Source organism: Proteus hauseri (assembly GCF_040139125.1).
GTDB classification, from domain to species: Bacteria; Pseudomonadota; Gammaproteobacteria; order Enterobacterales; family Enterobacteriaceae; genus Proteus; species Proteus hauseri_B.
In genome coordinates, this window is the sequence record NZ_JBEEUB010000002.1 from 318,275 (window position 1) to 344,545 (window position 26,271).

Below are 26,271 nucleotides of genomic sequence, written 5' to 3' on the forward strand. Positions count from 1 at the left end.
TAAGAGAGAAGCGCGTTATTTTTTGTTGTCTACCAAAACGGCAAGTAATATGACGACGGCTTTTACTATCATTTGATAATTTGATGAAATACCCAATAAATTCAGTGCATTATTTAGAAAACCTAAAATCAATGCCCCAATTAATGTGCCGATAATACGTCCTTTACCACCCGCAAGACTTGTGCCTCCAAGCACCACGGCGGCAATTGCATCAAGCTCATAGCCATTACCAGCCATTGGTTGTGCTGATGAGAGACGTGCAACTTCAATCACACTGGCAAGAGCGGCTAATAAACCGCACAAGGCATAAACGGCAATTTTGATTTTATCAACGCTAATTCCGGATAAACGTGTTGCTGACTCATTGCCACCGAGCGCGTAAATATAACGACCTAAACGGGTATGATGTAATAAATACCAAGCAGCTAAAAATACAATCATCATCAACCAGATTGGTGTTGGGATGCCAAAAGGGCGTCCAATACCAAACCAGCTAAAGAGATCGGCATTATCACTAAAACCGGTATTTATTGGGCTGCCATCGGTATAAACACGAGTGACACCACGTAGCAATAACATCATCACTAAGGTCGCAATAAAGGCTTGTACTTTACCTTTTGCAACAATAATGCCAGTAACTCCGCCTATTGCGGCACCAAGCGCTAATGCACCGACAACCGCCACTATTGCATTCACATCAGCACTTACCATCGATGCAGCAACCGCACCAGTTAATGCTAATAATGATCCCACCGATAAATCGATACCTGACGTTAAAATAACTAATGTCATACCGACAGCCATAATGGCGTTAACTGAGGTTTGTTGTAGGATATTGAAAATATTATTTAAGGTGAAAAAGTTTGGGCTAAGTGTTGAAACCACGGCAATAAGAAGAATCAGTGCAATAAGTGATTTTTGTTCTAGTAACCAAGCTTTAGAGAACCAGCGTTTTGATGCTGGCATTGAATTGGTACTCATATCAAACTCCTACCTCTGTGCCATATTGTTTGCCAACCGCAGCCGCCATTAGCATTTCTTGTGTGACATTGTGAGCTGAAAACTCACCGCTGATACGACCTTCATGCATCACTAAAATGCGGTCACTCATTCCCATGACTTCAGGCATTTCTGACGAAATTAAAATGATACTTAACCCTTCTTGTTTGAATTTATTTATTAGCTGGTAAATCTCTTTTTTAGCGCCAACATCGACACCACGGGTAGGTTCATCAAGAATAAGCACTTTAGGGCGAGTCATTAAGCCTCTGGCAATTGCTACTTTTTGCTGATTTCCTCCAGAGAGAAAACCAATGGTTTGATCCATAGATGGTGTTTTTATATTGAATAATTTAATAAAATCACCCACAGTGAGTTGCTCTTCTTTATGATTTAATACACTCATTGAATTACTGAAATAGCGCAGGGCGGTTAATGACATATTTTCTTTAACTGACATACCGAGTACTAAACCGTCGCGTTTTCTATCTTCAGAGATATAAACAATACCTTGCTCAAGACCATCAGCAGGTTTATTGATTTGACAAGGTTTGCTATCTAATTCAATAGTTCCATTTGTTTTTGCTAATGCCCCATAGATAATTTTCATTAATTCAGTACGACCAGCACCCATTAATCCAGAAATACCTAAAATTTCATTCTCATGTAATGAAAAGCTTACGTTATGGACATCTTTGCCACTTAGGTTTATGACATTGAGTTTTGTTTTTCCTAACGGGATATTAATACGGGGATATTGGTCTTCTAATTTGCGACCCACCATCATTTCAATCAGGGTATCTTCTTGTAATGAAGCCACGGTTTTTTCACCGATAAACTGCCCATCTCGTAATACCGTTACATCATCACAGATTTCAAAAATTTCCTTTAGGCGATGAGAGATATAAACAATGCCACAGCCTTGGTTTCTTAGTTCTCTTATCACACTAAAAAGGGATTCAGTTTCAGTATCAGTAAGTGCATCCGTTGGTTCATCCATAATAATAACTTTGGATTCAAAACTGAGTACTTTGGCGATTTCAACCATCTGTTGATCGCCAATAGATAATTCTGAAACTAAACGATGACTGCTATATGAAAGGTTTAATCGAGCTAAAAGCTTATCAGCTTCGCTATACATTTTTTTCCAATCAATAGCGCCAAAATGACGGGTAAATTCACGACCTAAAAAGATATTTTCGGCTATGGTAAGTTCAGGAATAAGATTAAGTTCTTGGTGAATAATGCCAATACCGGCTTCTTGAGACGATTTTGGTCCATTAAATAGGCAACTTTCCCCTTGATAAATAATCTCTCCAGCATCTTTTTTATAGATCCCAGTGAGGACTTTCATCAATGTGGATTTACCCGCACCATTTTCACCCACTAAAGCCATGACTCTGCCAGGATAAATGCGTAACGTTGCTCCTGATAACGCTTTTACGCCTGGAAATGACTTATCAATATCTTTAAGCTCAAGTAAAGGTTCCATATTTTCCTCAGAAGGTCACACCGGAAAACAGTACGATATTGGCATAAGGTGAGCATTCACCGGTTCTTATCACCGCTTTATTTGCAGGAAGTTGTTTTTTAAATTCTTCATGAGTGACGTAAAAAATCGCAATAGAATTTTTTTGTTGTTGCTCTAATAAACGCAGATAAGTTGTGATTTCGCTTAATAATATGGGGTTTATGCTTTTAATCTCTTCAGCCAACATCACCGCTTCAACTTGCATTTCATGAGTGACGGTTTGTAAGACAGACATAAAATCAGGAATACCTTGAGTTAATGCAAGGTCAATACGTTCAGCGGAGGAGGGAATAGGTAATCCAGCATCCGCAATAGTTATTCTGTCTGTGTGACCAAGACGAGCAATAACTGTAGAAATATGACTATTAAGTAATACCCCTTTTTTCATTTTTTCCTCCTCAGCGAAACGTTTCGCTAGTTATATACTAGAAAAGAAAAGGTAGAAAACAAGAAAGAGTTATTTGAATTGTGAGCGTGATCGAAACGTTTCGTTGGCAAACAAAAAGAAAGAAAAATCTAACTGATTGAATAAATTAACGCTGAATGGATTCAATAACGAGAATTATTATTTTCATTGAATTTCAGAAAAATGAGATGTAATACAAAATATTTAATACAAGATAATAACGATAAGAAATGATGATTTTTTAAAAGTTAAAAAATAAAAAAGGATTAAAGTGGTTATGGATCTCTCCCGTTATTCGAGTACGGGAGAGATTTTAACTGATATTGATTTGATGAATTATTTAGCTTGGTAGGTAATAATTGATTTTTCAATACCTGCGGCATCAAGTCCTAAATCTGCTCTGATCTCTTCTTGTCCACCTTGTGGTACAAACAGATCGGGAATACCTAAGTTTAAAACGGGTAATAAACAGCGCTCTTGCATTAATAGTTCATTAACACCACTACCTGCACCGCCCATAATTGCGTTTTCTTCTAGCGTAACCAGCATATCGTGTTGTTGTGCTAATGAGAGAATAAGTGATTTATCGAGAGGCTTAATAAAACGCATATCAGCAACTGTTGCATCAAGTTTTTCTGCTGCTTCTAATGCTTCAGGTAACAGTGTACCAAAGTTAAGAATAGCAATACCTTTGCCTTGACGACGAATAATACCCTTGCCAATGGATAAGGCAGAAAGTGGTTGTAATTCAGCACCGATGCTAGAGCCTCGTGGGTAACGAACTGCAACAGGACCTTCTTGGTACTGATAACCCGTATGAAGCATTTGGCGACACTCATTTTCATCACTTGGCGCCATAATGACCATATTCGGTATACAGCGTAAAAATGAGAGATCAAAAGCGCCTTGGTGGGTTTGACCATCAGCACCGACAATACCACCACGGTCAATAGCAAAAAGAACAGGTAATTTTTGGATAGCAATATCGTGTATCACTTGATCGTATGCACGTTGTAAAAAGGTCGAATAAATAGCGACAACGGGTTTATAACCACCAATGGCTAAACCTGCCGCAAAAGTTACCGCATGTTGTTCTGCTATCGCGACATCAAAATATTGTGCTGGATACTCTTTAGAAAAACGCACCATACCTGAGCCTTCACGCATTGCCGGAGTAATCGCCATTAGCTTAGGATCTGTTGCTGCTTCTTCACATAACCACTCACCAAAAATTTTGGAAAAAGTGGGACGAGCATCAGGGCTTTTAGGTAGTGTCCCTGTTTTTGGATCAAATTTTGGTACAGCGTGCCAGCTAATGGGATCACGCTCTGCTGGTGCATAACCGCGTCCTTTTTTAGTCATAATATGCAGTAATTGAGGACCTTTTAGGTCGCGCATATTCGTTAATGTTTGCACTAATGCAACAACATCATGACCATCAACAGGACCGATATAATTAAAGCCTAGCTCTTCAAACATAGTGCCAGGAACAACCATGCCTTTAATATGTTCTTCTGTCTTTTTCAGTAGTTCTTTAATGGGTGGAATACCTGAAAAGACTTTTTTTCCACCTTCACGTAACGTGGTATACAGTTTACCTGAAAGTAGTTGTGCAAGGTGATTATTGAGTGCGCCAACGTTTTCCGAAATAGACATCTCATTATCGTTAAGTACGACCAGCATATCTGGCTCAATATCACCAGCATGATTCATTGCCTCAAATGCCATACCTGCGGTGATTGCGCCATCACCTATCACACAAACCGTTTTTCTACCCAGATTTTCTTGCTCAGCAGCAACTGCCATTCCAAGACCCGCACTAATCGAGGTAGAAGAGTGACCCACACAAAGCTTGTCGTATTCACTCTCTTCGCGCCAAGGAAATGGATGTAAACCATTTTTTTGGCGAATTGTGTCAATGCGATCACGGCGACCAGTTAAGATCTTATGAGGATAGGCTTGGTGTCCAACATCCCAGATAAGGTTATCAAAAGGTGTTTTATAGACATAATGAAGGGCAACGGTTAACTCAATAGCACCTAAACCTGAGGCGAAGTGACCACTTGAGCGGCTGACACTGTTAAGAAGAAATAGCCTTAGCTCATCACAGAGTTTTGGTAAACTCTCTTTTGGTAAAAGGCGCAAATCTTCAGGGGTCTCAACTAACGCCAGTGTGGGATATTTTTCGATATCAATGCTCATGTGATGCCTATTAATTAATCACTTGAATAGGGAAAGAACAGGTAAGCTGCTCTCTTTATTTTTTATTAGTTTTTCCGTTCAACGATAAAACTCGCTAACTGTTTAAGCGTGGTTGTATCGTACTCGTATTGCTCTAGAAACGCTAAAGCATCCAATGCTTCATGATATAACTCTTGTGCTTTTTGTTGAGCTTGTTCTAAACCAAGTAATGCTGGATAAGTACTTTTGCCCGATTCTTGGTCACTTCCTTGGCGTTTTCCTGTCTCTTCAGTGCTACCTATGACATCTAAAATATCATCTTGTACTTGAAAGGCGAGGCCAATAGAGTGCGCATATTTATCTAAAGCGGGCAAAACGTCATGACCTTTTTGCCCAGCGCTAAATGCACCAAGACGAACAGCTGCACGAATTAATGCACCTGTTTTATGTAAATGAATTTTCTCAAGCGAGGCTAAATCTACCGATTTATCTTCAGCATCAAGATCGAGCGCTTGACCACCACACATACCAGCAAGCCCACTTGCTGTTGCTAATTCTGCAATCATAGTAACGCGATCTGACATAGTAACATCTGGCATTGGATTTTTAGCTAAAATTTCAAAAGCTAAAGTTTGTAAAGCATCGCCAGCTAAAATGGCATTCGCTTCACCAAATTCGATATGGCAAGTTGGTTGTCCGCGGCGTAGGTCATCGTTATCCATTGCTGGTAAGTCATCATGGATAAGTGAATAAGCGTGAATACACTCAACGGCAGCGGCAGGTACGTCAAGATTAAGTGTTGGAACTTTAAACATTTCGCCGACAGCATAAACCAGAAAAGGACGTAAGCGTTTACCGCCAAGCAATGCGCCATAATGCATGGCTTTACCTAATGGCATATTGGCAAAAGGAAGTGCTGAAAGCGCTTGGTTTAATACATCATCGACACGTTGGTGAGATAAATGTAATTTTTGACGGAATGCATCCGCATTTGAAATCGCGTTACTCAATTATTCAGCCTCTTGGATAAAATCATCAGGAGCAGAATTGTCGTCCTCTTTTAGAAGGATGCGAACGCGTTGCTCTGCATCTTGTAAGGTTTTTTGTCCAACACGGGCTAAGCGAACGCCGTGTTCAAACTCATTGAGTGCCTCTTCTAAAGGTAATTCACCTGATTCTAAGCGGTTAACTATTTGCTCAAGTTCTTGCATTGATGCTTCGAAACTCGGCACTTGTGCGGTGTCTTCGTTAATAGATGTCGTTTTCTTAGCCATAATATTTTTGATAATAAAGCGTGTTAGCCGAATAATAGCGATCATCTTACTACAATTAAGCAGAAAATTTCTTATTCAGTCGGCGATTTTTGCGGGTGAGCCCTAAATATTGGTGATATACTTTGTGACTTTTATAAACTCCAGTCAATCAACATCACTGTAGTTTATGTATCTACTTAATAACCTATGACTAATTGACTATGAAGTTTATTATTAAATTATTTCCAGAAATCACTATCAAAAGCCCTTCAGTACGTTTACGTTTTATCAAAATTCTTACTAGTAATATTCGTAATGTATTAAACACGTTAGGTGAGGATACTACAGTTGTTCGTAATTGGGACAACATTATTGTAGTAAGCAAAGATGAAAGTAAAAGTGCTGATGTTTGCGATGCCTTAACGCGTATTCCGGGTATCCATCATTTTCTACAAGTTGAAGAACACAGCTATACCGATTTACACAATATTTTTGAGCAAACATTTGCTGCATTCGGGCATTTAGTTGAAAACAAAACGTTCTGTGTTCGCGCTAAGCGTCGTGGTAAACATAGTTTTACTTCAAATGAAGTGGAACGTTATGTTGGTGGTGGCTTTAACCAGCATGTTGAAAGTGCAAAAGTTAAATTAACGCGCCCTGATGTCACTATTAATTTAGAAATTGAAGACGACAGACTCATTTTAGTTAATGCACGTTATGAAGGTATTGGTGGTTTCCCTATTGGTACTCAAGAAGATGTGTTATCGCTAATTTCTGGTGGTTATGATTCTGGTGTATCAAGTTATATGCTGATGCGTCGTGGTAGCAGAGTGCACTATTGTTTCTTTAATTTAGGTGGTTCTGCTCACGAAATCGGTGTTAAGCAAGTTGCCCATTATTTATGGAACCGCTTTGGTCGTTCTCATAAAGTGCACTTTGTTGCCGTTGATTTTGAGCCTGTTGTCGCAGAAATTTTAGAAAAAGTTGATGATGGTCAAATGGGTGTGGTGCTTAAACGTATGATGGTACGTGCTGCATCTAGAGTCGCTGAGCGTTATGGTGTGCAGGCGATAGTAACTGGTGAAGCACTAGGTCAGGTTTCTAGCCAAACATTAACAAATCTGCGTTTAATTGATAATGCGACAGATACTTTAATTTTGCGTCCACTGATTACACACGATAAAGAAAATATTATTAATATTGCGCGCCAAATTGGTACTGAAGATTTTGCTCGTACTATGCCTGAATTTTGTGGCGTGATTTCAAAAAGTCCAACAGTGAAAGCAGTTAAAGCGAAGATTGAAGCTGAAGAAGAGAAGTTCGATTTTGCTATTTTAGATACCGTTGTTGAAAACGCTAAAAATATGGATATCCGCCGTATTGCTGAAGAGACTGTACAGCAAGTGGTTGAAGTTGAAATGGTATCTGAATTTACAGCTAATGACGTTGTTCTTGATATTCGTTCACCAGAAGAACAAGAGAGCTCACCACTGAAATTAGAGGGTGTTGAAGTTCAAGAGCTACCTTTTTATAAATTAGGTACTCAGTTTGGTGATTTAAATAAAGAAAAAACGTATTTGCTCTATTGTGATCGTGGCATGATGAGCCGTTTACAAGCGCTTTATTTACGTGAACAAGGGTTTGATAACGTAAAAGTATATCGTAAAAAATAGTGCGATAATCTTTAGCTATCAGCAATAAAAAAGCCACTTTAGTGGCTTTTTTATACTTTTTGTAGACAACTATTAAACATTATTTTGAAACTCTTCGGCTCTTTTCTCCAATACCATAAGAAATGATGTTTTCGCTAATTCATGGGCATTCGGTGACATAATAGCAATAATTTGGTATTCATTTGGATTAAGCCAATGCTGACAATAAACTAAGTAGTGGTTTGACTTTCTTTGTATTTGAGGCGTTTTTTTATTCCATACAGGGTCTATTGGCATCCTAATATGTATTTTGGAAATAAGGGATTGGCATAATTTAGCGTTATTCTCCCATCTACCATCAGCACCTAAGTAATCAGATAATATATTGTGTTCTTTCCAAGCCCTTAATAAATTTGCATATTTATTAGCTATGGTTTTATATTCTATATCAGGGTGTATTGATATTTGAACCATAAATATTAAATTTTATCGAATCTAGGTTCATTAAGTCCCAATTTTATATGCTCAGCTCGTATTAATTTTCTCATATCGGCTTCAGTGATATTGAGTTTTTTACTGGTTGTTTTTAAAGGCTGATCAGTTTGTTCTATAAATGACATGACATCAGTTAGTGCACTTCTATAAACGGCTAGAGCGCGACCAAATGAAATAGCACTTTCTCTTTTTTTGATTTCATTTTTTGAGAACGAAGCCAATACAATCTTAATATCAGCTAAAGAGGAATCTATGTCCTTTATATTTTTATTTATTTGTTTATAGGTTTGTTCAGTAATAAATGAATAATGGGTATTTTCCCATTCTTCTTTTAGCTTATTTAAATCATTAGTGAGTAAATCTGCTAATTTATTCATTCTCTCTGTGGCGTCATGAATAGGAATGGCAACAAGTGTATTCGATGTAGGTGAAGAAAGGATATGTTGTGAATGAGACATTAAAGGCGAGTAATTATGTTTAAAGCTTTCAACAGGAACAGAAGCTAATCCCATAGAAATTAGAGTAACAAGTTTAGGTGATTTTTTGCGATGTTGGAGCGTTTTCATTTTGCCACTTCCTTTAGAAACTGGTTCTATTTTAACCTCTCCATTTTGATTTTGAAATCTGATGTGAAGAAATAACCGATGAAATCAGTCTTAAAATTTAATTCTCACCTAATAAACTTCAGGATTATTATATGCAATTAATGTATTAGGTAAGGTTTATTAAAAAAATATAAGATTTATTACCGATCCCCAAATCCTGTAAATTCATCTTGGTAATTATAGATACCAGGTGGTAATACAAGTTGTTTTGCAACATCGGCTGCGGCTTCTTTACCTTTTAAACGTTCAATAATTTTTAATGCAAAATCAATCGAAGTGGCAGGTGCTTGACTGGTAATTAAATTAACTCTTTCATCAAAATAGACACGGTAATCAACCCATTTCTTTGCTGATATTTTATCTTTTAGTGCAGGGAATCCCGTCATATTTCCAATAGGAAAAATATTATGATGTTCAAGAATAATTGCTGGGGCTGCACAAATTGCGGCAACAAGTTTATTCTCGCCGTGCATACGACGTACTTTTTCAACGACTAATGGGCTATCTCTTAATGTTTCGCTGCCTTGTAATCCACCAGGTAGAATAATAGCGTCATAGTGGTGATCTACAACACGAACAAGTGGAGCGTCAGCCACTAATTTAATTCCTCGTGAGCAGGTAATGACTAATTCATCGACATCATCTTCAGCACTTGCAAGTACGACTTTAATTCCGGCTCTAATCAGTAAATCTGCTGTTGTGACAACTTCAGTTTCTTCACTACCATTAGCTAGGCAGATGAGCGCTGATATGGTCATAATTGCCTTCCTTCTGTTTTATAAATTGGAAAAGACGGTTATTTTCTGGCAATACGAGCCCTTGCTCTGATGCGCGACGTAATAGATAACCTGTAATGTAATCGATTTCTGTGTGGCGTTGGTATTTTATATCTTGATACATTGATGAATAATTGTTTGCTGTTTGTTCAATTGTATCAATAATATAGCCATGAAGATGTGTTTTAGACGTTGGTACAACGCCTTCACGTTCCATCACTTGATAAACTTCGTCACACACTATTTGAATATGTTCGGGATAGCGAAGTAAATCACCATTACGACATTGATAAAATACAGTTAAAGGATTAATAACACAGTTTACTGCTAGCTTGAGCCAGCTAATAGTGTGGATGTCATTGTGCCAAGCGACATCAGGAAGTGCGAGGTGTAAGACTTCTGCTAAATAACCGTATTGGCGAGCTGCAAAATTGAGTGGCCCAATATGAGTGATGCCTTCTGCTGAATGAATAACCTCTTGCCCTTGTTGATAAGCACCGTGTGTAATTACGCCTTGTAAAATAGCTCTTGCGGTAGGATTTTCAGATACAGGTAGCTCATCAACCGTTCCCATTCCATTGTGAATTAATAAAATAGGACATTGTGCAGAAATAAGTGGCAAAAGAGCATTAACAGCATCAGAAACCTGCCAAGATTTTAGACAAACAATAAGCAGTTCACTCTGTTGTAGATGTTCTTTTTGGTTGGTAAAAATACGTTGATTAAATGCATGACCATTAATAGAGTCTACATTTACCTCTAAAAAAGGTTGAGGAACTCTAAGCCACCCTTGTACTTCATGTGATTGAAGCGTGAGTGCGGCAATCCAAAGTTTACCTATTGAACCACATCCTAATACGGTAATTTTCATTGAGTCTTTTCTCCTGTTAAATGGCAAACAGGTGGCTATGCATTATTTATCCAACCGCGTTGTCAGTAAAATTATATCATTGATTAAGTTTTACTGTTTAAAGTATGTTTACTTTCTAATGGTTAATAAAGGGAGCTATTCGATGCTCAATACTTTTTTGCTGTCTTAAAACCAGCTATTATTCGGGTTGTATCTATTTATTGAGGAAGAAAGAATGCCATCTTTTGATATTGTATCTGAAGTTGACTTACATGAAGTGCGTAATGCGGTTGAAAACGCACAACGTGAACTGACGACTCGTTGGGATTTTCGTAATGTTGAAGCCAGCTTTGAGCTAAATGAAAAAACAGAATCTGTTAAAACAACCAGCATATCTGAGTTTCAGGTTCAGCAGTTATTAGATATTCTGCGTGAGAAAATGGCAAAAAGAGGGATTGATGGTGCAGTATTGAATATCCCAGAAGAGATGACTCACAGCGGAAAAATGTATAGCGTAGAAGCGACATTAAAGCAGGGTATTGATACTGCAGTGGCAAAGAAAATCGTGAAGCTTATTAAAGATAGCAAGTTAAAAGTTCAGGCTCAAATTCAAGGCGAGCAAGTTCGTGTGACAGGTAAATCTCGTGATGATTTACAAGGGGTGATGAAATTAGTGCGAGAAGGTGAATTGGGACAACCTTTCCAATTTAATAATTTCCGCGATTAAATTTCTCATTAAGAAATGCGCTGTTTACCAGCGCGTTTTCATTTCTATAGTTTGTTTATAACGACTTAATTAAATAGTGAGCACTAAAGATTCTAATGTCGCTCTTGGTGTCTGTTTGGTATCAACTTTAATATAAGCACTCTGCTCCATTGCAATAATAACCACTTCATTCACACCAGCTTGTTGTTTAAATAGCTGTTGAAGTTGCTGCTGCTGTATTGTGGATAAATTAGCAGGCAGTTCAACACGTAGGCTACTGACATAAGGAGGTTGGCGTAATGTTAAGCTAATCGCAAACCAGATAATGGCGATAACTAAACAACCACTAAAAACAACCTGAGCATTATAATGTTGATAAAGCCATCCACCTAAAATACCGCCTAATGCCACACCTAAGAATTGGCTGGTGGAATAAATCCCCATGGCTGTTCCTTTATAACCCGCGGGTGCTTCTTTACTAATAAGTGACGGCAGTAGTGCTTCCATAATGTTAAAACCAATAAAGAAGACTTGGATCCCAGCAATAATTAGCCATAGTGTTGAACCGGAACTTATTAAAATGGCTTGAGCAATAATGAGTAAAAGAATACAGAACAAAAAGACCTGTTTCATTTTACGTTTTTTCTCTGCATAAATAATAAAAGGTAAAACAGTAACAAATGCAATTAGCATGGTAACGAGATAAACAATCCAATGTCTTTCTGGCGCTAATCCTGCTTCACTCATTACGAGAGGAAGTGCAACAAATGCAGCCATTAATAAAGTGTGCAGCGAGAAAATACCTGTATTAAGTTTAAGAAGCTGAGCATCAAATAAGACTTTTTTTACGCTACCGCGAACAAAACCTGATTCACGATTGAGAATATGATTTTCACTGTTAGGTACCGTGAATAAAGTAATAATAATACCGCAGAAGGCGAGTAAGGCAATTCCCCAAAATAGACCATTTAAGCCAAAAATATTTGCTAAAATAGGTCCTAGAACAAGCGCTAAGGCAAAAGTAATACCAAAACTAATACCGATAAATGCCATCGCTTTAGTGCGATTTTGTTCTCTTGTTAAATCTGATAATAGTGCCATGACAGCGGCAGAAATTGCACCAGCACCCTGTAATGCTCGCCCAATAATAATGCCATAAATATTGTCACTTAATGCCGCTATAAGACTTCCTAAAATAAAGATAATTAGCCCGAAAACAATCATAGGTTTTCGACCAAATTTATCAGAAAAGAAACCAAATGGGATTTGAAAGATAGCTTGTGTTAAACCATAAATACCTATCGCTAATCCAATAAGTGATTCTGTTGCGTATTGTAGTTGAAGCCCATAGGTGGTTAAAACTGGAAGTACCATAAACATGCCGAGCATGCGAAGTGAGAAAACAGTCCCTAGTCCCCATGTTGCTTTGCGCTCTAGTGGGGTCATTTTATTATCATTCATGGATTACCTCATATTACTGATACCCCATTGTAATGACATTTCTTAGCGAGGTTAATCAATAAATGGTATTCAAAAAAGACAAAACTGTACTGATATGACTTTAAACAGCAATAAAAAAAGAAAATGCCAGTCAAAAGTGCTGACTGGCATTGTTTAAGCTATCTATTGATACGCATTATCTTAGATATGCGAGTACAGTTTCAGTTGAACTAGTGGGATCAACAGACATCATGACGCTAAGTGAAGTGATTGCCACGATAGAGAAAATAAATAATTTTCTTGCCCAAACTTTATCATTAGTGGCTTTGTAGCCAGATAACGCCATACCTAACCACCAAATGCTGACAGCGGATGCAACGATCAGGTATTTATAACCTGCGTAACCCACCAGTGTTAGCATTAATGTTGCAATCATAAATGCCAAAATATAGAGAATAATATGGCGTTTAGCGACTGAAATACCTTTTATTACAGGTAACACAGGAATGTTCGCAGCTTGGTAGTCTTTAAAACGAAAGATAGCGATAGCGTAAGAGTGAGGCATTTGCCACAAGCTAAAGATTAATAGCAAGATCATCGCACCTGCATCAAACTCACCACTTACAGCACAATAGCCGATAACCGGTGGAGCAGATCCAGATAAGCTTCCTATTAGGGTGCCATAAACGGATTTACGCTTCATATAAAGGCTATATACCCCTACATAAATAATAAAACCAAATACAGCGATATACATAGCCAGTGGATTAGCGGCTACATAAAGTAGCACAACACCAGCAATGCCTAATACGGAAGCATAAACAAGACTAACTTGTGGGTCGATTAACCCTTTAACTAATGGGCGGTTCTTCGTTCTCTCCATGATACGGTCAATATCACGGTCAATATAGTTGTTAAAAACACAACCAGAAGCAACGACCAGAGACACCCCAAGTAGAGTCGCGAAAAAGAGGGGGTAATCAATCTCGCCTTTAGAGGCGAGAAGGAAACCACCGATAACAGAAATTAAATTACCGAAGATAATTCCTGGTTTGGTGACTTGTAGGTATTGCTTAATCATAATAACAACCCTTAATCCATCATCATATTGATGTTCAGGTTGTACATAATCCACAGTGAACCTACTACGACAATGCCGATAATAAGCAGTGTGAACAAGAATGCAGTAACGTTCCAACGCTCTTCTGAAGAGGTGTTCATATGCAAGAAGCAAACTAAATGAACCACAATTTGTACTACAGCCATGCCGACTACAGTCCACAGAATAGTTGCTGGTGTTGCTGTTCCTTCCATTACCATCCAAAAAGGAATAACGGTAAGGATAACTGACAGAATAAAGCCAATCAGATAAGACTTCATGCTGCCGTGGCTTGCGCCTGAAGGAGAGGTATTAGAATGACTCATTACATAGCCCCCATCAGATAAACTACGGTGAAGACACAGATCCAGACAACGTCAAGGAAGTGCCAGAACAGGCTTAAACAGCTTAAACGAGTACGGTTTACTTCTGTTAGACCACGGCGTGAAACTTGGATCATCATGATAACAATCCAAATTAAACCTGCAGTAACGTGAAGACCATGTGTTGAAACTAAAGCAAAGAAAGCAGATAAGAATGCGCTACGATCAGGACCATAACCTTCTGCGATCAGCTCATGGAACTCATAGACTTCCATGATGACAAAGCCTAAACCGAATAAGAAAGTGACAAATAACCAAAGATTAACTTGGCTTACACTGCCTTTATTCATACTGAGCATGGCAAAACCAAATGTAATACTACTAAACAGTAGTAAGAAGGTTTCTACCAAAACAAAAGGTAAGCTAAAAATTTCTTTACCAGATGGACCATCTGCTATTCCGTTAACAAGCACCGCATAAGTTGCGAATAAGCTAGCAAACAGAATAAGGTCGCTCATTAGATAGATCCAGAAGCCGAAAACTTTCGTTGCTCCTGCATCGTGGTGCCCATGATGCTCATGGGCGTTTGCGTTATTTACAGTTTGAGTAGACATTATTTCACACCTGCTTCTTTCAGTTCTTCATAATGCTTATTCTCGATAGCTTCAATTTCAGGCACTTGGACGTAGTAATCGACATCTGTGTCAAAGCTTTTAACGATCCAAGTCACAATCATGCCTGCGAAACCTACGATAGCTAACCACCAGATATGCCAGATCATGGCAAAACCAAGGACTAAGCTGAATGCTGAAATAATCACACCGGCACCCGTATTTTTTGGCATATGGATTGGTTCATATTTAGTAGGGCGCTGATAAGCAGTACCTTTCTCTTTTTGATCCCACCAATCATCACGAGTTTGAACTTGTGGTTCAGTAGCAAAGTTATAAAAAGGTGCTGGAGAAGAGATAGACCATTCCAGAGTACGTCCACCCCATGGATCACCCGTTAAATCGCGGTTTTCATGGCGGTCACGAACACTCACGTAAATTTGCACTACTTGGCATGCAATACCGATAGCAATCAGTACAGCACCACCTGCAGCAACGAGCAGCATTGGATTAAATTCTGGGTTGATATTTTGGCTTAAACGACGAGTCATTCCCATAAAACCAAGAATATACAGAGGCATAAATGCCATAAAGAAGCCGATAAACCAGAACCAGAATGCTCGGATACCCCATTTTTCATTTAGTGTGAAACCAAATGCTTTAGGGAACCAGTAAGTCATACCCGCAAAACAACCAAAGACAACACCACCAATGATAACGTTATGGAAGTGAGCAATTAGGAATAGGCTGTTATGTAAAACAAAGTTTGCACCAGGAACGGCTAATAGAACACCTGTCATTCCTCCAACAGAGAAGGTGATCAGGAAGCCAATAGTCCACAGCATTGGGCTTTTATACTCGATGCGTCCTTGGTACATAGTAAATAACCAGTTAAAGATTTTAACCCCTGTTGGTATTGCAATAATCATGGTCGCTATACCAAAGAAGGCATTTACGTTTGCACCGGATCCCATAGTAAAGAAGTGGTGTAACCAAACAATAAATGACAACACAGTAATAACCACGGTTGCACCCACTAATGAGGTATAACCAAATAACCGTTTTTTCGAGAAAGTCGCTGTAACTTCAGAGAACACACCAAAGACAGGTAGCACCAGAATATAAACTTCTGGATGACCCCATGCCCAAACTAAGTTGATGTACATCATCATGTTACCGCCCATATCGTTGGTAAAGAAGTGTGTACCAAGATAGCGGTCTAAAGTTAGTAGGGTGATAGTCACTGTCAAGATTGGGAATGCAGCAATAATCAGGACGTTAGTACATAATGCAGCCCATGAGAATACTGGCATTTTCATCATGCTCATACCTGGCGCACGCATACGCAAGATAGTGGCAAAGAAGTTAACACCTGTTAATAGCGTACCAATACCGGATATTTGTAAACTCCATATCCAATAATCGACCCCGACCCCCGGATTGTATTCCAAGCCAGAAAGTGGTGGGTAAGCTAACCAGCCCGTTTGTGCAAATTCACCAATACCTAAAGAGAGGTTGATAAGTATCACACCAACGACAAAGAACCAGAAGCTCAATGAGTTTAAGAATGGGAATGCAACGTCACGCGCACCAATTTGTAGTGGAACAACGAGGTTCATCAGACCGACAACAAAAGGTGTTGCCATGAAGAAAATCATGATAACGCCGTGAGCGGTAAAGATCTGATCATAGTGATGTGGCGGTAAGAAACCAGCTTCACCTGCGGAGGCAAGCGCTTGTTGGCTTCTCATCATAATGGCATCTGCAAAGCCACGGAACATCATGACCATTGCTACGATAATATACATGATACCGATTTTTTTGTGGTCAACGCTGGTTAACCACTCGCTCCATAACCATTTCCATTTACGGAAATAGGTCAAAGCGCCAACAACAGCAAGCCCACCAAGAACAATACCGATTAATGTAATAATAATAATAGGTTCGTGTAGCGGGATTGCATCGAGAGTTAATTTTCCGAACATGCTTTATTCCTCTGCTCCTGCATGTGCCGCATGGCTCATGTTCATATTCATCGCCGCATCAGAGTGCTGTTGTGCAGTCTGATTGTTGCTACCGTGAGCGCCATGTCCAGTGTGACCAAATTTAGAGATAACCTCTTGGAATAATTTAGGTTTCACACTTGAATAGTATGCCACTGGATTTTTTTGGCTTGGTTTAGCAAGTTCATCAAATGCAGTCATGGTATTTAACGTATCTGATGATTGTTTTACTTTCTCAACCCAAGCATCAAAACCAGCCTGATCAGGTGTTGCGATTGCCGTAAATTTCATATCAGAGAAACCATGTCCGCTATAGCTTGCTGACATACCTTGATATTCACCTGGCTCATTTGCAATAAGATGGAGTTTGGTCTGCATTCCTGCCATCGCATAGATTTGACCACCTAAGCGAGGAATAAAGAATGAGTTCATTACAGAGTCAGATGTGATTTTGAAATTAATAGGAACATTAGTAGGGAAAGCCAGTTCATTAACTGTAGCGATACCTTGTTCTGGGTAGACAAATAACCATTTCCAATCCATCGAGATAACTTCAATGGTGATTGGTTTAACTGTTGAGTCTAGTGGTTTATAAGGATCAAGTTCATGGGTTGTTTTCCATGTGATGCTAGCCAAAATCACGATAATGATAATTGGCACCGTCCAAACGACGAGTTCAATTTTATTTGAGTGAGCCCAGTTTGGGCTGTAAGTGGCTTTAGTATTGGATTCACGGTAGCGATAAGCGAAAACGATCACCATCACAATTACCGGTATCACAACAATTAACATTAAACCCAGTGCAATGAGGATTAATGTTTTTTGTTCAGCGCCGATAGCGCCTTTGGGATTCATTAACGCCATATCACAGCCACTGAGTAAAAGTGCGGCTGCTAATAGCGAGAATGTCCCAATACTTTTTATGTATTTCATAAGTCTCATCCAACGACCCAAATGACAAAGGTTCTATGTTGTTTCATCAGTATCAGTAAGGACATTTTACGGTAAGGTTGCGGCAGTGTAAACAATTGTAATGGTAAGTAGGTGAATGGTTGGCTCTTTGTGTTAATGTGATCACAAGTAATCAAACTATTACACAAATGTTAATTTAATTATTGGATATTAACGATATTTTCATAAAGTAACATGTTTCTAAAATAAATACATATTTTTACAAATAAAATCGTAGAAAAAAGTGTAAGAAAAGATGTTTTGTTTAAACTTTACTCAATTAAGAGGTCTGAGGAGAGTTAATACATAAAAATCATCTTATGTAGATGTTAAGTGTCATCCTTTGAATGTATTCTGAAGTTTAATGTTGGTAATGTTATTTTTATCGCAGTTAAATATTTAACAGCTACATTGGTTATTTATAGTAAGAAATTCATTACAGCGGTAAAAAACACATTCGCTGTAATGAAAATTAACAATTAGCTATTAAAAATTATACTTTAAGCTATAAACAATACCGTCTTGTAGGAAGTTTTCGCCTAGTTTTTTATATGCATAACGGTATTGAATACCTGTAGTGATAGATGAAGTTGCATGCCACCAAAATGCTAAAGCCCCATTAAATCCATTTTTTCCGCCGTTGCCATAATTTTTATTACGATTAAACTCCATTTCATGCCAATTAGTTAGGCTAAATTTTTGTTGGTAAAAATCAAAATCATATCCACCAACCCAGCCCAAAACATAGCCGTTGTTACCCGAGTAAAAAGTTTGGTCAACATAATGAAGAGCAACAAAAGGCTTAAACCAGAAGTTAGCAATTTGGGCATTATAACCAATACCATAAAGCGTATTTAATTCATGGAAATTGCCGCCATATTTTTGACTCGGTAGTGACCATGTGCCGTATATATGTCCATAGAGATTAAAGTTGCTATCCCCTAGATAAACACGCCCTGTACTTTTCATGGTATAGCGTTGGTTGTGTCCTGGCTGCATCACTCTGCGATTAAATGGATTTTCTAAATCGAAAAAGCCATAAAACTCTCCCCATGAAAAATTAACTCCACCCTCTAGTTCTAAATAAGCAAAATCATCTTTATGTGTTGTATTGCCTGTTTTGTGTGTTGTATGCGCTGTCCAGTCAAGGTAGTTAATGCTGGTATTTGCAAACCCCCCTAGATAACTAGCTTGAGTGGATAATGAAAATACAGTTGCGATAGCAAATAGAGTTGTTTTTTTTATCATAAGTTAACTTTAGTTATATTGATGAGTTATAGATTCGGTGAATTTTTTATTACGTCAAAAGTAAAATTATAATTTATAAAATCATTTTTTACAGACTCTTGTTCTGTAAATATGATCTATTTCTAGAATATTGATCTTGATTATTGTTATCAGAAGTTTTGTATTGTTTAATTTATTTTTATTGTTTCATGGTGGGTGTTATTTTGGCAAGTATCTTTAAATAAAGAGGGATGTAATTAATAAGGCGTTTAAACGTCGTTTTAAGAGAAACCAGAGCTATAACTGAATAAAAATACCTCACGACATGGCAGTAAAGGGATAGTATCATTGCGCAATATCTGTTTTTTTTACTTTATTTACTATTTATTCGGAATTTCATTGTGACCTCATTTGCTGAACTTAACGCACTTCCTACCGAACAACTTGATAACCTTAATGAACTTGGTTATTTAACTATGACGCCTGTTCAGGAAGCTGCTTTACCGGCAATTCTTGCAGGAAAAGATGTCCGCGCTCAGGCAAAAACAGGCAGTGGTAAAACAGCTGCTTTTGGTTTGGGATTATTACAACATATTGATGCTAAACAATTTAATACTCAGTCATTAATATTGTGTCCAACGCGTGAGCTTGCCGACCAAGTTGCTAATGAGTTACGTCGTCTTGCTCGTTATCTTCCGAATATTAAAGTATTAACGCTTTGCGGTGGTGTACCTTTTAGTATCCAGCGTGATTCACTTATTCATGCGGCTCATATTATTGTTGCAACACCAGGTAGGTTGCTTGATCACCTGAAAAAAGAGACGGTAACTTTAAGCGATGTTAAAACGTTAGTCCTTGATGAAGCCGATCGCATGTTGGATATGGGTTTCTTTGATGATATCAATAGCATCATCAATCAGATGCCAATACAACGCCAAACACTACTGTTTTCAGCAACATGGCCTGATGAAATTGCTGCAATTAGTCGTCGGATCCAGCAAAATCCTATCACAATTGAAATTAACTCCATTGATGAACTACCTGCTGTTGAACAGCAGTTTTATGAAATATCGCGTCATGGCAAAATAGGACTATTACAGAAACTGTTAAGCCGTGAACAACCAGCATCTTGTGTGGTGTTTTGTAACACTAAAAGAGATTGTCAGGATGTTTATGAAACGCTAACAGAAAGCAATCAAAGCGTTCTCGCTCTACATGGTGACATGGAACAAAGAGAACGTGATCAGACATTAATCCGTTTTGCTAATGGAAGTTGCCGTGTATTAGTTGCTACAGATGTTGCTGCTCGTGGGCTTGATATTAAAGCATTGGAAATGGTGATTAACTACGAGTTGTCATGGGATCCTGAAGTGCATGTTCATCGTATTGGTCGTACTGCTAGAGCAGGTGAAAGTGGTTTAGCTATTAGCTTTTGTGCTCCAGAAGAAATTCAGCGTGCTAATGCATTAGAAGAAATGCTTCATATGAAATTAAATTGGCTACCAGTGCCTAGTGCTCTGCAAATCACACCACTTGAAGCCATAATGGCAACACTTTGTATTGATGGTGGTAAGAAAGCCAAAATGCGCCCTGGTGATATTTTAGGGGCATTAACGGGTGATATGGGGCTTAATGGTGCCGATATTGGTAAGATCATGATTAACCAAACTCATGCTTATGTCGCTGTAAAACAATCTATTGCTAAGCAAGCATGGAAGCAGCTACAACAAGGCAAAATCAAAGGTAAATCAGTTAAGGTAAGACTTTTTAGATAACCTGTTTAACAACACGTTTTAAACTAGAATAATAAAAGGACAGCTTTGGCTGTCCTTTTACGTTTATAGATAGAAATCTACCAAGTCGCTTGATTAATGCGCGGTTTTTCTTAATGCTAAATAATCTAATATTGTACCGACAATAAGGCTAATAGCACCGATGCTCACACCATATAAAAAGATATTTGCTGCCCAATTACTTAGCAATTCTGTGTCTATTGCTTGAATAAATGCAACAGAGTGCAGAATATTAACACTGGTTAATGAATTAATAATAATGAGCAATAGGCTGCATAAGAATAAAAATACGGTAAACATTAAGCCATAAATCGCAAAACGGTACTGTTTAATAAAGCGTGTTCTTCTAATAAATTCGCCCGTTTTTTGTGTATAAATCAGGGTGTCTTTTGAAATTAATAATAAAAAGAGCCCTGGTATAGAAGCGATAATAGAGAAAAGATAAAAGGCTTCCCAACCATGACTTTCTACATACCATCCTGCGACAGGACCAACATAAACGCGCCCAATTGCAGATAACGCTGAAAGTAAGGCAAATTGTGTTGCTGAAAAAGATTGATGACAAAGTGTCATTAAAAGTGCGACAAAAGCAGCGGTACCCATACCACCACAAATATTTTCTAATGCAACAACGGCTCCCATGGTATAGATATTTTGTTCTGAAATAGCCAAATACCAATAACCAATATTTGAACCACCTTGTAAAATACCAAATACCATTAATGCTTTGAATAAACTCCAATGACGCATTAATAAGCCACCAAATAGAGCACCTACAATCGTGGCGGCTAATCCGAAGGTTTTATTAATTAATCCAACTTCACCAGCATCAAAACCCACCCCTCTAATTAAAAAGGTTGTACTAAGGCTAAGCGCGAAAGCATCGCCCATTTTATACAGCACAATGAGTAATAATATTAGCCATGCGTTATTGCGTGAAAAGAATTCATATAGAGGTTTAACAACGGCTTCAGACAGTGTTCGTGGTGGCTTCGTTACCATTTCTGGTTCTTGTGCCAATAACGTGGCTAAAATACCTATACCCATTAATGCAGCCATTAACCAATACATATTTTGCCAGCCAATATATTTATCGGCTAACCACAAAGCCATACCACCAGAAACTAACATTGCAATACGATAGCCAAGAACAGATACCGCAGCACCTGTACCTCGTTCGTCAGCTTTTAGAAGGTCGGTTTTATAAGCATCAAAAACAATATCTTGAGAGGCTGAACAAAAAGCAACGACCACAGCTAAAGAAGCGAGCCACCATAAATGGCTTGTTGGGTTTAAAAAGCCCATTCCCGCGATACCAGCAACGAGTCCTATCTGAGTTAATAGCATCCATCCTCGGCGTCTACCGAGAAAAGAAGGGGTATAGCGGTCCATAAAAGGGGACCAGAGAAATTTAAACACATAAGCTTGTCCCACCAATGAAAAAAAACCAATGGTTTTTAAATCAATGTCTTCTATTGTCATCCATGCTTGTAGTGTTCCCGCTGTTAGCGCTAAGGGTAAGCCAGAAGTGAAACCTAATAGAAGTAGAATAAATGATTTATACCATGTGGTTTGTTTAAAGGCGGGCTGAACCATGCAAAATTCCTTTTGGCTGCCTGTAAAAAGCGACAGGCAGTTTTTTGATTTAATTAGCGAGCGTTAGATTTGATAAATTGGCTCACTGAAGCGTCTTTTGCCATATCACTGACAAGTTCAGTTAAGACATTATTAATTGCAGCTGCGATTTTTTCGTTGGTTGCACCAAATGGACCTTGAACGTTGTAGCTAGTACGGAATGTTTTGGTATTAGAGTTACCACTTGGCAAAGTGACGATAATGGATATGTCAGCCATTGCACTAATATTATGACGCACGCTTCCTTCACCAACATCTGCTTTTAGTTTATTGATTGTAATAATGACATCAGCCGCAGCCGGAGAACCAATCATAAAACCACGAGCTGTCATCTGTTTTTGCAGAATTTCTTGCATTAAAAAAGCCAAATCGCGAGTAGGGACTAGAACATCCAACTTACCATTGCGATTAATTTCCGCTAATGCTTTTGATGGGCGTTTATCTTGGCTTGAAATATTCAATGATATTGGTCGCATAGTAGGATCTGCGGCAGGCATTGACAATGTAGGCTCAATTGACAGTTTATTTGTTGGTGCTGCACAACCAGCAAGCATTGTTAATGCAAAAAAAGCACAGAGTAAATTTTTTATCATGGAGTAATCTCAGTTAAATATATCTGCTGATTTTAACAGCAGAAGGGATGATTAAATTTAGTCTATCATATCACTGCTAATGAGCCGCTAATATCCCCTTATAGAACGAAATTATCTGATTTTATCAATTGATTTTATTTCAAATTAACGACGTTTGTATCATGCCTTTTAACATTTTTAAGCCAAGGATTTTACTCAAGATGAAAAATAGGCGATTATCATCGGCAAAATTGAAAGAAGTAAGTGCGTTAATTTATAGGGGCAGAAATGATCCGTGATGATATTGAGAATAAGCTGATTTCACGCTTTTCACCGCATTTTTTACAGGTAATAAACGAAAGCCACCGTCATAATGTGCCAGAAGGTTCTGAAAGCCACTTTAAAGTGATCATTGTCAGTGATACTTTTAATGATAAGCGCAGTGTTTCACGTCATCGTGATGTATACCAAACACTAACACATGAGCTTGATAATGGCGTTCATGCATTAGCATTGCATACATTTACACTTAGTGAATGGAACGAGCAGCAAGATAAAGCATTACGCTCACCAGGATGCCGTGGTGGAAGCCACGAAGATTAACTAAGTTGTAGTTAACTGCATTCAAATTAATTCTAGGATGCGTATTTTTTGTTCTTTATGGGATGAAAAAGGAACGGTAAGCCCGTTTTCGTGAAAAAATTGCGGAATAAAACGGCTCTTTCTCGACTCAACCCCTCTAGATCGTTATAATGTCGCGTCTAATTTTCAGTAAGGTTTCGGGATGCTTCTGATATCAGGGATCCTCGTTTTTTTAAATGTGGCGGCCCCGGTTCTGAAATAAAAGATAAGTGCGACTATGCAATGTCATGCGCACTTTTTTTAAAGTAGACCGAGCACTAAAACTTATTTTGAGGTAACAAGATGCAAGTTTCTGTTGAAACGACTCAAGGCCTAGGGCGTCGTGTCACAATCACCGTACCAGCCGCTGATATCCAAACTGCAGTAGACAGTGAACTGAAGAAAGCTGCTAAAACTGCTCGCATTGATGGTTTCCGTAAAGGTCACGTTCCAATGTCGATGGTTAAACAGCGTTACGGTATGTCAGTACTGAATGATGTTCTGGGTGACTTGATGCAGCGTAATTTTATTAACGCTATCATCGAAAACAAAGTAAACCCAGTAGGTGCGCCTGATTACAAACCAGAGCAGTACAAAGAAGGCGAAGATTTTGTTTACGCTGTAGAATTCGAAGTTTTCCCAGAAATCGAACTGAAAGGTCTGGAAAGCATTGAAGTTGAAAAACCTGTTGTTACAGTAAAAGACGAAGACGTCGACAACATGTTAGAAACTCTGCGTAAACAACAAGCAGAATGGAAAGACAAAGACGGTGAAGTTGCCGCTGAAGATCGTGTAACTGTTGATTTCAACGGTTCTATCGACGGTGAAGAATTCGAAGGCGGAAAAGCTGAAGATTTCGTATTGGCTATGGGCCAAGGCCGTATGATCCCAGGTTTTGAAGATGGCGTTATCGGTCATAAAGCTGGCGAAGAGTTCACTGTTGATGTGACTTTCCCAGAAGATTACCATGCTGAAAACCTGAAAGGTAAAAAGGCACAATTCGCTATCAACCTGAAAAAAGTTGAAGAGCGTGAACTGCCAGAATTAACTGAAGAGTTTATCAAACGTTTTGGTATTGCTGATGGTTCTATCGATGGTTTACGTGCAGAAGTACGTAAAAACATGGAACGTGAACTGAAAAATGCAATCCGCACTCGTGTTAAATCACAAGTGATTGATGGTTTAGTTAATGCAAACGAAATCGATGTTCCAGCAGCAGCGGTTGATAGCGAAATCGAAGTTCTGCAACGTCAAGCAGCACAACGTTTTGGTGGTGATGAGCAGCAAGCTCTGCAATTACCTCGTGAACTGTTTGAAGAACAAGCTAAACGTCGCGTTATCGTTGGATTACTGTTAGGTGAAGTGATCAATACTAACGAACTGAAAGCAGAAGATGAGCGTGTTAATACTCTGATCGACGAAATGGCTTCAGCTTACGAAGATCCATCAGAAGTTGTTGAGTTCTACAACAAGAACGAACAACTGATGAATAACATTCGTAATCTTGCGTTGGAAGAGCAAGCGGTAGAAAAAATCTTAGCAAATGCTAAAGTATCTGAAAAAGAAGTTGGCTTCACTGAACTGATGAATCAAGTTCAAATGGGTTAATTTTTAACCGCGATTAACGGTTTTAAGCAAAAACCCGTGGTTTTTACCACGGGTTTTTTTCAGTTTATAAATATTTATCAAATTTTGCCTTGAAATTTGAGCGATTATCTCCAGATAATTCTATATTCTCTTTATCACTCCTCGCGAGGCGCCTTGAATGTCTTGTGAGAGATTAGATCATTAGAAATGGTCATGATCAATTATCTCAAGTAAAATTGTTGTCATTGGCACCAATAAGAATGCAATAGGAGACAGACATGTCATTTAACGACTCACAGGAACAATTCGCACCTAATATGGCTCTGGTGCCGATGGTTATCGAGCAAACTTCGCGTGGAGAACGTTCTTACGATATTTACTCTCGTCTTTTAAAAGAACGTATTATTTTTCTGACAGGTCAAGTCGAAGACCATATGGCAAATCTAATTGTTGCTCAAATGCTGTTTTTAGAAGCCGAAAACCCAGAAAAAGATATCAATTTGTATATTAACTCACCCGGCGGTGTTATTACTGCGGGTATGTCGATTTACGATACCATGCAATACATCAAAGCAGATGTAAGTACTATTTGTATGGGGCAAGCTTGTTCTATGGGAGCGTTTTTATTATCTGCTGGCGCGAAAGGTAAACGTATCTGTTTACCAAACTCACGCGTTATGATCCACCAACCATTAGGTGGTTACCAAGGTCAGGCAACAGATATTCAAATCCACGCACAAGAAATTTTAAAAGTGAAGTCGCGTATGAATGAGTTAATGGCTCAACATACCGGTAAATCTATTGAAGAAATAGAAAGAGACACTGAGCGTGATCGTTTCTTATCTGCAAATGAAGCGTTAGAATACGGTTTAGTGGATAAAGTTTATACGCAACGTAGCTAATAAATTTAAAATGTTTCTTTTGTGGATATCACTCCACAAAGGAAATGAATATC

25 protein-coding genes are annotated in these 26,271 nt (G+C 38.5%); 6 read left to right on the plus strand and 19 right to left on the minus strand.

Going from position 1 to position 26,271, the window contains the following annotated elements:
- Positions 1-15: 15 nt before the first annotated feature.
- The 6 genes from rbsC to xseB form a co-directional block, all read right to left on the minus strand.
- Positions 16-981: a ribose ABC transporter permease gene (gene rbsC, locus ABN099_RS04465; protein ID WP_349462487.1), complete on the minus strand. Its 966-nt coding sequence runs from the start codon at positions 979-981 to the stop codon at positions 16-18.
- Position 982: 1 nt separating this feature from the next.
- Positions 983-2,491, minus strand: a complete 1,509-nt coding sequence (rbsA, locus tag ABN099_RS04470) for a ribose ABC transporter ATP-binding protein RbsA (protein WP_349462488.1) — start codon at positions 2,489-2,491, stop codon at positions 983-985.
- A 7-nt stretch (positions 2,492-2,498) separates the two neighbouring features.
- On the minus strand, positions 2,499-2,918 hold the full coding sequence (gene rbsD / locus ABN099_RS04475; protein WP_349462489.1) for a D-ribose pyranase: 420 nt from the start codon (positions 2,916-2,918) through the stop codon (positions 2,499-2,501).
- A gap of 354 nt (positions 2,919-3,272) precedes the next feature.
- Complete coding sequence (gene dxs / locus ABN099_RS04480) at positions 3,273-5,138, minus strand: 1-deoxy-D-xylulose-5-phosphate synthase (protein WP_349462490.1); 1,866 nt, start codon at positions 5,136-5,138, stop codon at positions 3,273-3,275.
- Between the two features lie 65 nt (positions 5,139-5,203).
- Positions 5,204-6,127: a (2E,6E)-farnesyl diphosphate synthase gene (ispA, locus tag ABN099_RS04485; RefSeq protein WP_349462491.1), complete on the minus strand. Its 924-nt coding sequence runs from the start codon at positions 6,125-6,127 to the stop codon at positions 5,204-5,206.
- Entirely contained in the window at positions 6,128-6,391 is a 264-nt protein-coding gene (gene xseB, locus ABN099_RS04490; RefSeq protein ID WP_349462492.1) for an exodeoxyribonuclease VII small subunit, read from the minus strand.
- Positions 6,392-6,591: 200 nt separating this feature from the next.
- On the opposite strand from xseB, the gene thiI reads away from it, so the two are divergent.
- Positions 6,592-8,043 (plus strand): tRNA uracil 4-sulfurtransferase ThiI, encoded by a 1,452-nt coding sequence (gene thiI, locus ABN099_RS04495; protein WP_349462493.1) that lies wholly within the window; start codon positions 6,592-6,594, stop codon positions 8,041-8,043.
- A 72-nt stretch (positions 8,044-8,115) separates the two neighbouring features.
- On the opposite strand, the gene ABN099_RS04500 is transcribed toward thiI, so the two are convergent.
- From ABN099_RS04500 to panE, 4 genes are all read right to left on the minus strand, one after another.
- A complete protein-coding gene (locus tag ABN099_RS04500) occupies positions 8,116-8,496 on the minus strand; it encodes a type II toxin-antitoxin system YafO family toxin (RefSeq protein ID WP_349462494.1) in 381 nt (126 codons plus the stop codon).
- Positions 8,497-8,501: 5 nt separating this feature from the next.
- The gene (locus ABN099_RS04505) at positions 8,502-9,083 is read right to left on the minus strand and encodes a hypothetical protein (protein WP_349462495.1); all 582 of its coding nucleotides are present in this window, start codon (positions 9,081-9,083) and stop codon (positions 8,502-8,504) included.
- Positions 9,084-9,262: 179 nt separating this feature from the next.
- A complete protein-coding gene (gene yajL / locus ABN099_RS04510) occupies positions 9,263-9,880 on the minus strand; it encodes a protein deglycase YajL (protein WP_349462496.1) in 618 nt (205 codons plus the stop codon).
- The gene (panE, locus tag ABN099_RS04515; RefSeq protein ID WP_349462497.1) at positions 9,849-10,769 is read right to left on the minus strand and encodes a 2-dehydropantoate 2-reductase; all 921 of its coding nucleotides are present in this window, start codon (positions 10,767-10,769) and stop codon (positions 9,849-9,851) included. Before panE ends, yajL begins: the two co-directional genes overlap by 32 nt.
- Positions 10,770-10,983: 214 nt before the next feature.
- Here panE and ABN099_RS04520 point away from each other — a divergent pair, with 214 nt between their 5' ends.
- A complete protein-coding gene (locus tag ABN099_RS04520; RefSeq protein WP_349462498.1) occupies positions 10,984-11,475 on the plus strand; it encodes a YajQ family cyclic di-GMP-binding protein in 492 nt (163 codons plus the stop codon).
- A 69-nt stretch (positions 11,476-11,544) separates the two neighbouring features.
- Here the strand turns inward: ABN099_RS04520 and ABN099_RS04525 are convergent, their stop codons facing one another.
- The 7 genes from ABN099_RS04525 to ABN099_RS04555 form a co-directional block, all read right to left on the minus strand.
- Positions 11,545-12,915, minus strand: coding sequence for an MFS transporter (locus ABN099_RS04525; protein WP_349462499.1), 1,371 nt, complete (start codon positions 12,913-12,915; stop codon positions 11,545-11,547).
- A gap of 175 nt (positions 12,916-13,090) precedes the next feature.
- Entirely contained in the window at positions 13,091-13,975 is an 885-nt protein-coding gene (gene cyoE, locus ABN099_RS04530) for a heme o synthase (protein ID WP_349462500.1), read from the minus strand.
- An 11-nt stretch (positions 13,976-13,986) separates the two neighbouring features.
- A complete protein-coding gene (locus ABN099_RS04535; protein ID WP_064719040.1) occupies positions 13,987-14,319 on the minus strand; it encodes a cytochrome o ubiquinol oxidase subunit IV in 333 nt (110 codons plus the stop codon).
- The gene (locus ABN099_RS04540) at positions 14,319-14,930 is read right to left on the minus strand and encodes a cytochrome o ubiquinol oxidase subunit III (protein ID WP_069368579.1); all 612 of its coding nucleotides are present in this window, start codon (positions 14,928-14,930) and stop codon (positions 14,319-14,321) included. Before ABN099_RS04540 ends, ABN099_RS04535 begins: the two co-directional genes overlap by 1 nt.
- Positions 14,930-16,912 (minus strand): cytochrome o ubiquinol oxidase subunit I, encoded by a 1,983-nt coding sequence (gene cyoB, locus ABN099_RS04545; protein ID WP_349462501.1) that lies wholly within the window; start codon positions 16,910-16,912, stop codon positions 14,930-14,932. Before cyoB ends, ABN099_RS04540 begins: the two co-directional genes overlap by 1 nt.
- Positions 16,913-16,915: 3 nt before the next feature.
- On the minus strand, positions 16,916-17,872 hold the full coding sequence (gene cyoA, locus ABN099_RS04550) for a cytochrome o ubiquinol oxidase subunit II (protein WP_349462502.1): 957 nt from the start codon (positions 17,870-17,872) through the stop codon (positions 16,916-16,918).
- Positions 17,873-18,367: 495 nt separating this feature from the next.
- Positions 18,368-19,129, minus strand: a complete 762-nt coding sequence (locus tag ABN099_RS04555) for an outer membrane protein OmpK (protein WP_349462503.1) — start codon at positions 19,127-19,129, stop codon at positions 18,368-18,370.
- Between the two features lie 380 nt (positions 19,130-19,509).
- Between ABN099_RS04555 and dbpA the strand changes: the two genes are divergently transcribed.
- Positions 19,510-20,883 (plus strand): ATP-dependent RNA helicase DbpA, encoded by a 1,374-nt coding sequence (gene dbpA / locus ABN099_RS04560; protein ID WP_349462504.1) that lies wholly within the window; start codon positions 19,510-19,512, stop codon positions 20,881-20,883.
- A gap of 93 nt (positions 20,884-20,976) precedes the next feature.
- Here the strand turns inward: dbpA and ampG are convergent, their stop codons facing one another.
- Positions 20,977-22,497, minus strand: coding sequence for a muropeptide MFS transporter AmpG (ampG, locus tag ABN099_RS04565; protein ID WP_349462505.1), 1,521 nt, complete (start codon positions 22,495-22,497; stop codon positions 20,977-20,979).
- Positions 22,498-22,550: 53 nt separating this feature from the next.
- Positions 22,551-23,129 carry a YajG family lipoprotein gene (locus ABN099_RS04570; RefSeq protein ID WP_349462506.1) on the minus strand — a complete coding sequence of 193 codons (579 nt, stop codon included), beginning with the start codon at positions 23,127-23,129 and terminating at the stop codon, positions 22,551-22,553.
- A gap of 267 nt (positions 23,130-23,396) precedes the next feature.
- Between ABN099_RS04570 and bolA the strand changes: the two genes are divergently transcribed.
- The 3 genes from bolA to clpP all read left to right on the plus strand — a co-directional run bounded on the left by bolA (position 23,397) and on the right by clpP (position 26,218).
- A complete protein-coding gene (gene bolA, locus ABN099_RS04575; RefSeq protein ID WP_349462507.1) occupies positions 23,397-23,711 on the plus strand; it encodes a transcriptional regulator BolA in 315 nt (104 codons plus the stop codon).
- Between the two features lie 321 nt (positions 23,712-24,032).
- Complete coding sequence (gene tig / locus ABN099_RS04580; RefSeq protein ID WP_349462508.1) at positions 24,033-25,337, plus strand: trigger factor; 1,305 nt, start codon at positions 24,033-24,035, stop codon at positions 25,335-25,337.
- Between the two features lie 257 nt (positions 25,338-25,594).
- The gene (gene clpP / locus ABN099_RS04585) at positions 25,595-26,218 is read left to right on the plus strand and encodes an ATP-dependent Clp endopeptidase proteolytic subunit ClpP (RefSeq protein WP_064719050.1); all 624 of its coding nucleotides are present in this window, start codon (positions 25,595-25,597) and stop codon (positions 26,216-26,218) included.
- Positions 26,219-26,271: the final 53 nt, after the last annotated feature.

What these genes read in the sequence shown, in the direction of transcription:
- tig (WP_349462508.1), top strand. Translation starts at nt 24,033, where the DNA reads ATGCAAGTTTCTGTTGAAACGACTCAAGGCCTAGGGCGTCGTGTCACA.
- ABN099_RS04570 (WP_349462506.1), bottom strand. Translation starts at nt 23,129, where the DNA reads ATGATAAAAAATTTACTCTGTGCTTTTTTTGCATTAACAATGCTTGCT.
- ABN099_RS04540 (WP_069368579.1), bottom strand. Translation starts at nt 14,930, where the DNA reads ATGTCTACTCAAACTGTAAATAACGCAAACGCCCATGAGCATCATGGG.
- yajL (WP_349462496.1), bottom strand. Translation starts at nt 9,880, where the DNA reads ATGACCATATCAGCGCTCATCTGCCTAGCTAATGGTAGTGAAGAAACT.
- rbsC (WP_349462487.1), bottom strand. Translation starts at nt 981, where the DNA reads ATGAGTACCAATTCAATGCCAGCATCAAAACGCTGGTTCTCTAAAGCT.
- ABN099_RS04520 (WP_349462498.1), top strand. Translation starts at nt 10,984, where the DNA reads ATGCCATCTTTTGATATTGTATCTGAAGTTGACTTACATGAAGTGCGT.
- xseB (WP_349462492.1), bottom strand. Translation starts at nt 6,391, where the DNA reads ATGGCTAAGAAAACGACATCTATTAACGAAGACACCGCACAAGTGCCG.
- panE (WP_349462497.1), bottom strand. Translation starts at nt 10,769, where the DNA reads ATGAAAATTACCGTATTAGGATGTGGTTCAATAGGTAAACTTTGGATT.
- cyoA (WP_349462502.1), bottom strand. Translation starts at nt 17,872, where the DNA reads ATGAGACTTATGAAATACATAAAAAGTATTGGGACATTCTCGCTATTA.
- dxs (WP_349462490.1), bottom strand. Translation starts at nt 5,138, where the DNA reads ATGAGCATTGATATCGAAAAATATCCCACACTGGCGTTAGTTGAGACC.
- thiI (WP_349462493.1), top strand. Translation starts at nt 6,592, where the DNA reads ATGAAGTTTATTATTAAATTATTTCCAGAAATCACTATCAAAAGCCCT.
- cyoE (WP_349462500.1), bottom strand. Translation starts at nt 13,975, where the DNA reads ATGATTAAGCAATACCTACAAGTCACCAAACCAGGAATTATCTTCGGT.
- ABN099_RS04505 (WP_349462495.1), bottom strand. Translation starts at nt 9,083, where the DNA reads ATGAAAACGCTCCAACATCGCAAAAAATCACCTAAACTTGTTACTCTA.
- bolA (WP_349462507.1), top strand. Translation starts at nt 23,397, where the DNA reads ATGATCCGTGATGATATTGAGAATAAGCTGATTTCACGCTTTTCACCG.
- rbsA (WP_349462488.1), bottom strand. Translation starts at nt 2,491, where the DNA reads ATGGAACCTTTACTTGAGCTTAAAGATATTGATAAGTCATTTCCAGGC.
- ABN099_RS04500 (WP_349462494.1), bottom strand. Translation starts at nt 8,496, where the DNA reads ATGGTTCAAATATCAATACACCCTGATATAGAATATAAAACCATAGCT.
- cyoB (WP_349462501.1), bottom strand. Translation starts at nt 16,912, where the DNA reads ATGTTCGGAAAATTAACTCTCGATGCAATCCCGCTACACGAACCTATT.
- ampG (WP_349462505.1), bottom strand. Translation starts at nt 22,497, where the DNA reads ATGGTTCAGCCCGCCTTTAAACAAACCACATGGTATAAATCATTTATT.
- clpP (WP_064719050.1), top strand. Translation starts at nt 25,595, where the DNA reads ATGTCATTTAACGACTCACAGGAACAATTCGCACCTAATATGGCTCTG.
- ABN099_RS04555 (WP_349462503.1), bottom strand. Translation starts at nt 19,129, where the DNA reads ATGATAAAAAAAACAACTCTATTTGCTATCGCAACTGTATTTTCATTA.
- rbsD (WP_349462489.1), bottom strand. Translation starts at nt 2,918, where the DNA reads ATGAAAAAAGGGGTATTACTTAATAGTCATATTTCTACAGTTATTGCT.
- ABN099_RS04525 (WP_349462499.1), bottom strand. Translation starts at nt 12,915, where the DNA reads ATGAATGATAATAAAATGACCCCACTAGAGCGCAAAGCAACATGGGGA.
- ABN099_RS04535 (WP_064719040.1), bottom strand. Translation starts at nt 14,319, where the DNA reads ATGAGTCATTCTAATACCTCTCCTTCAGGCGCAAGCCACGGCAGCATG.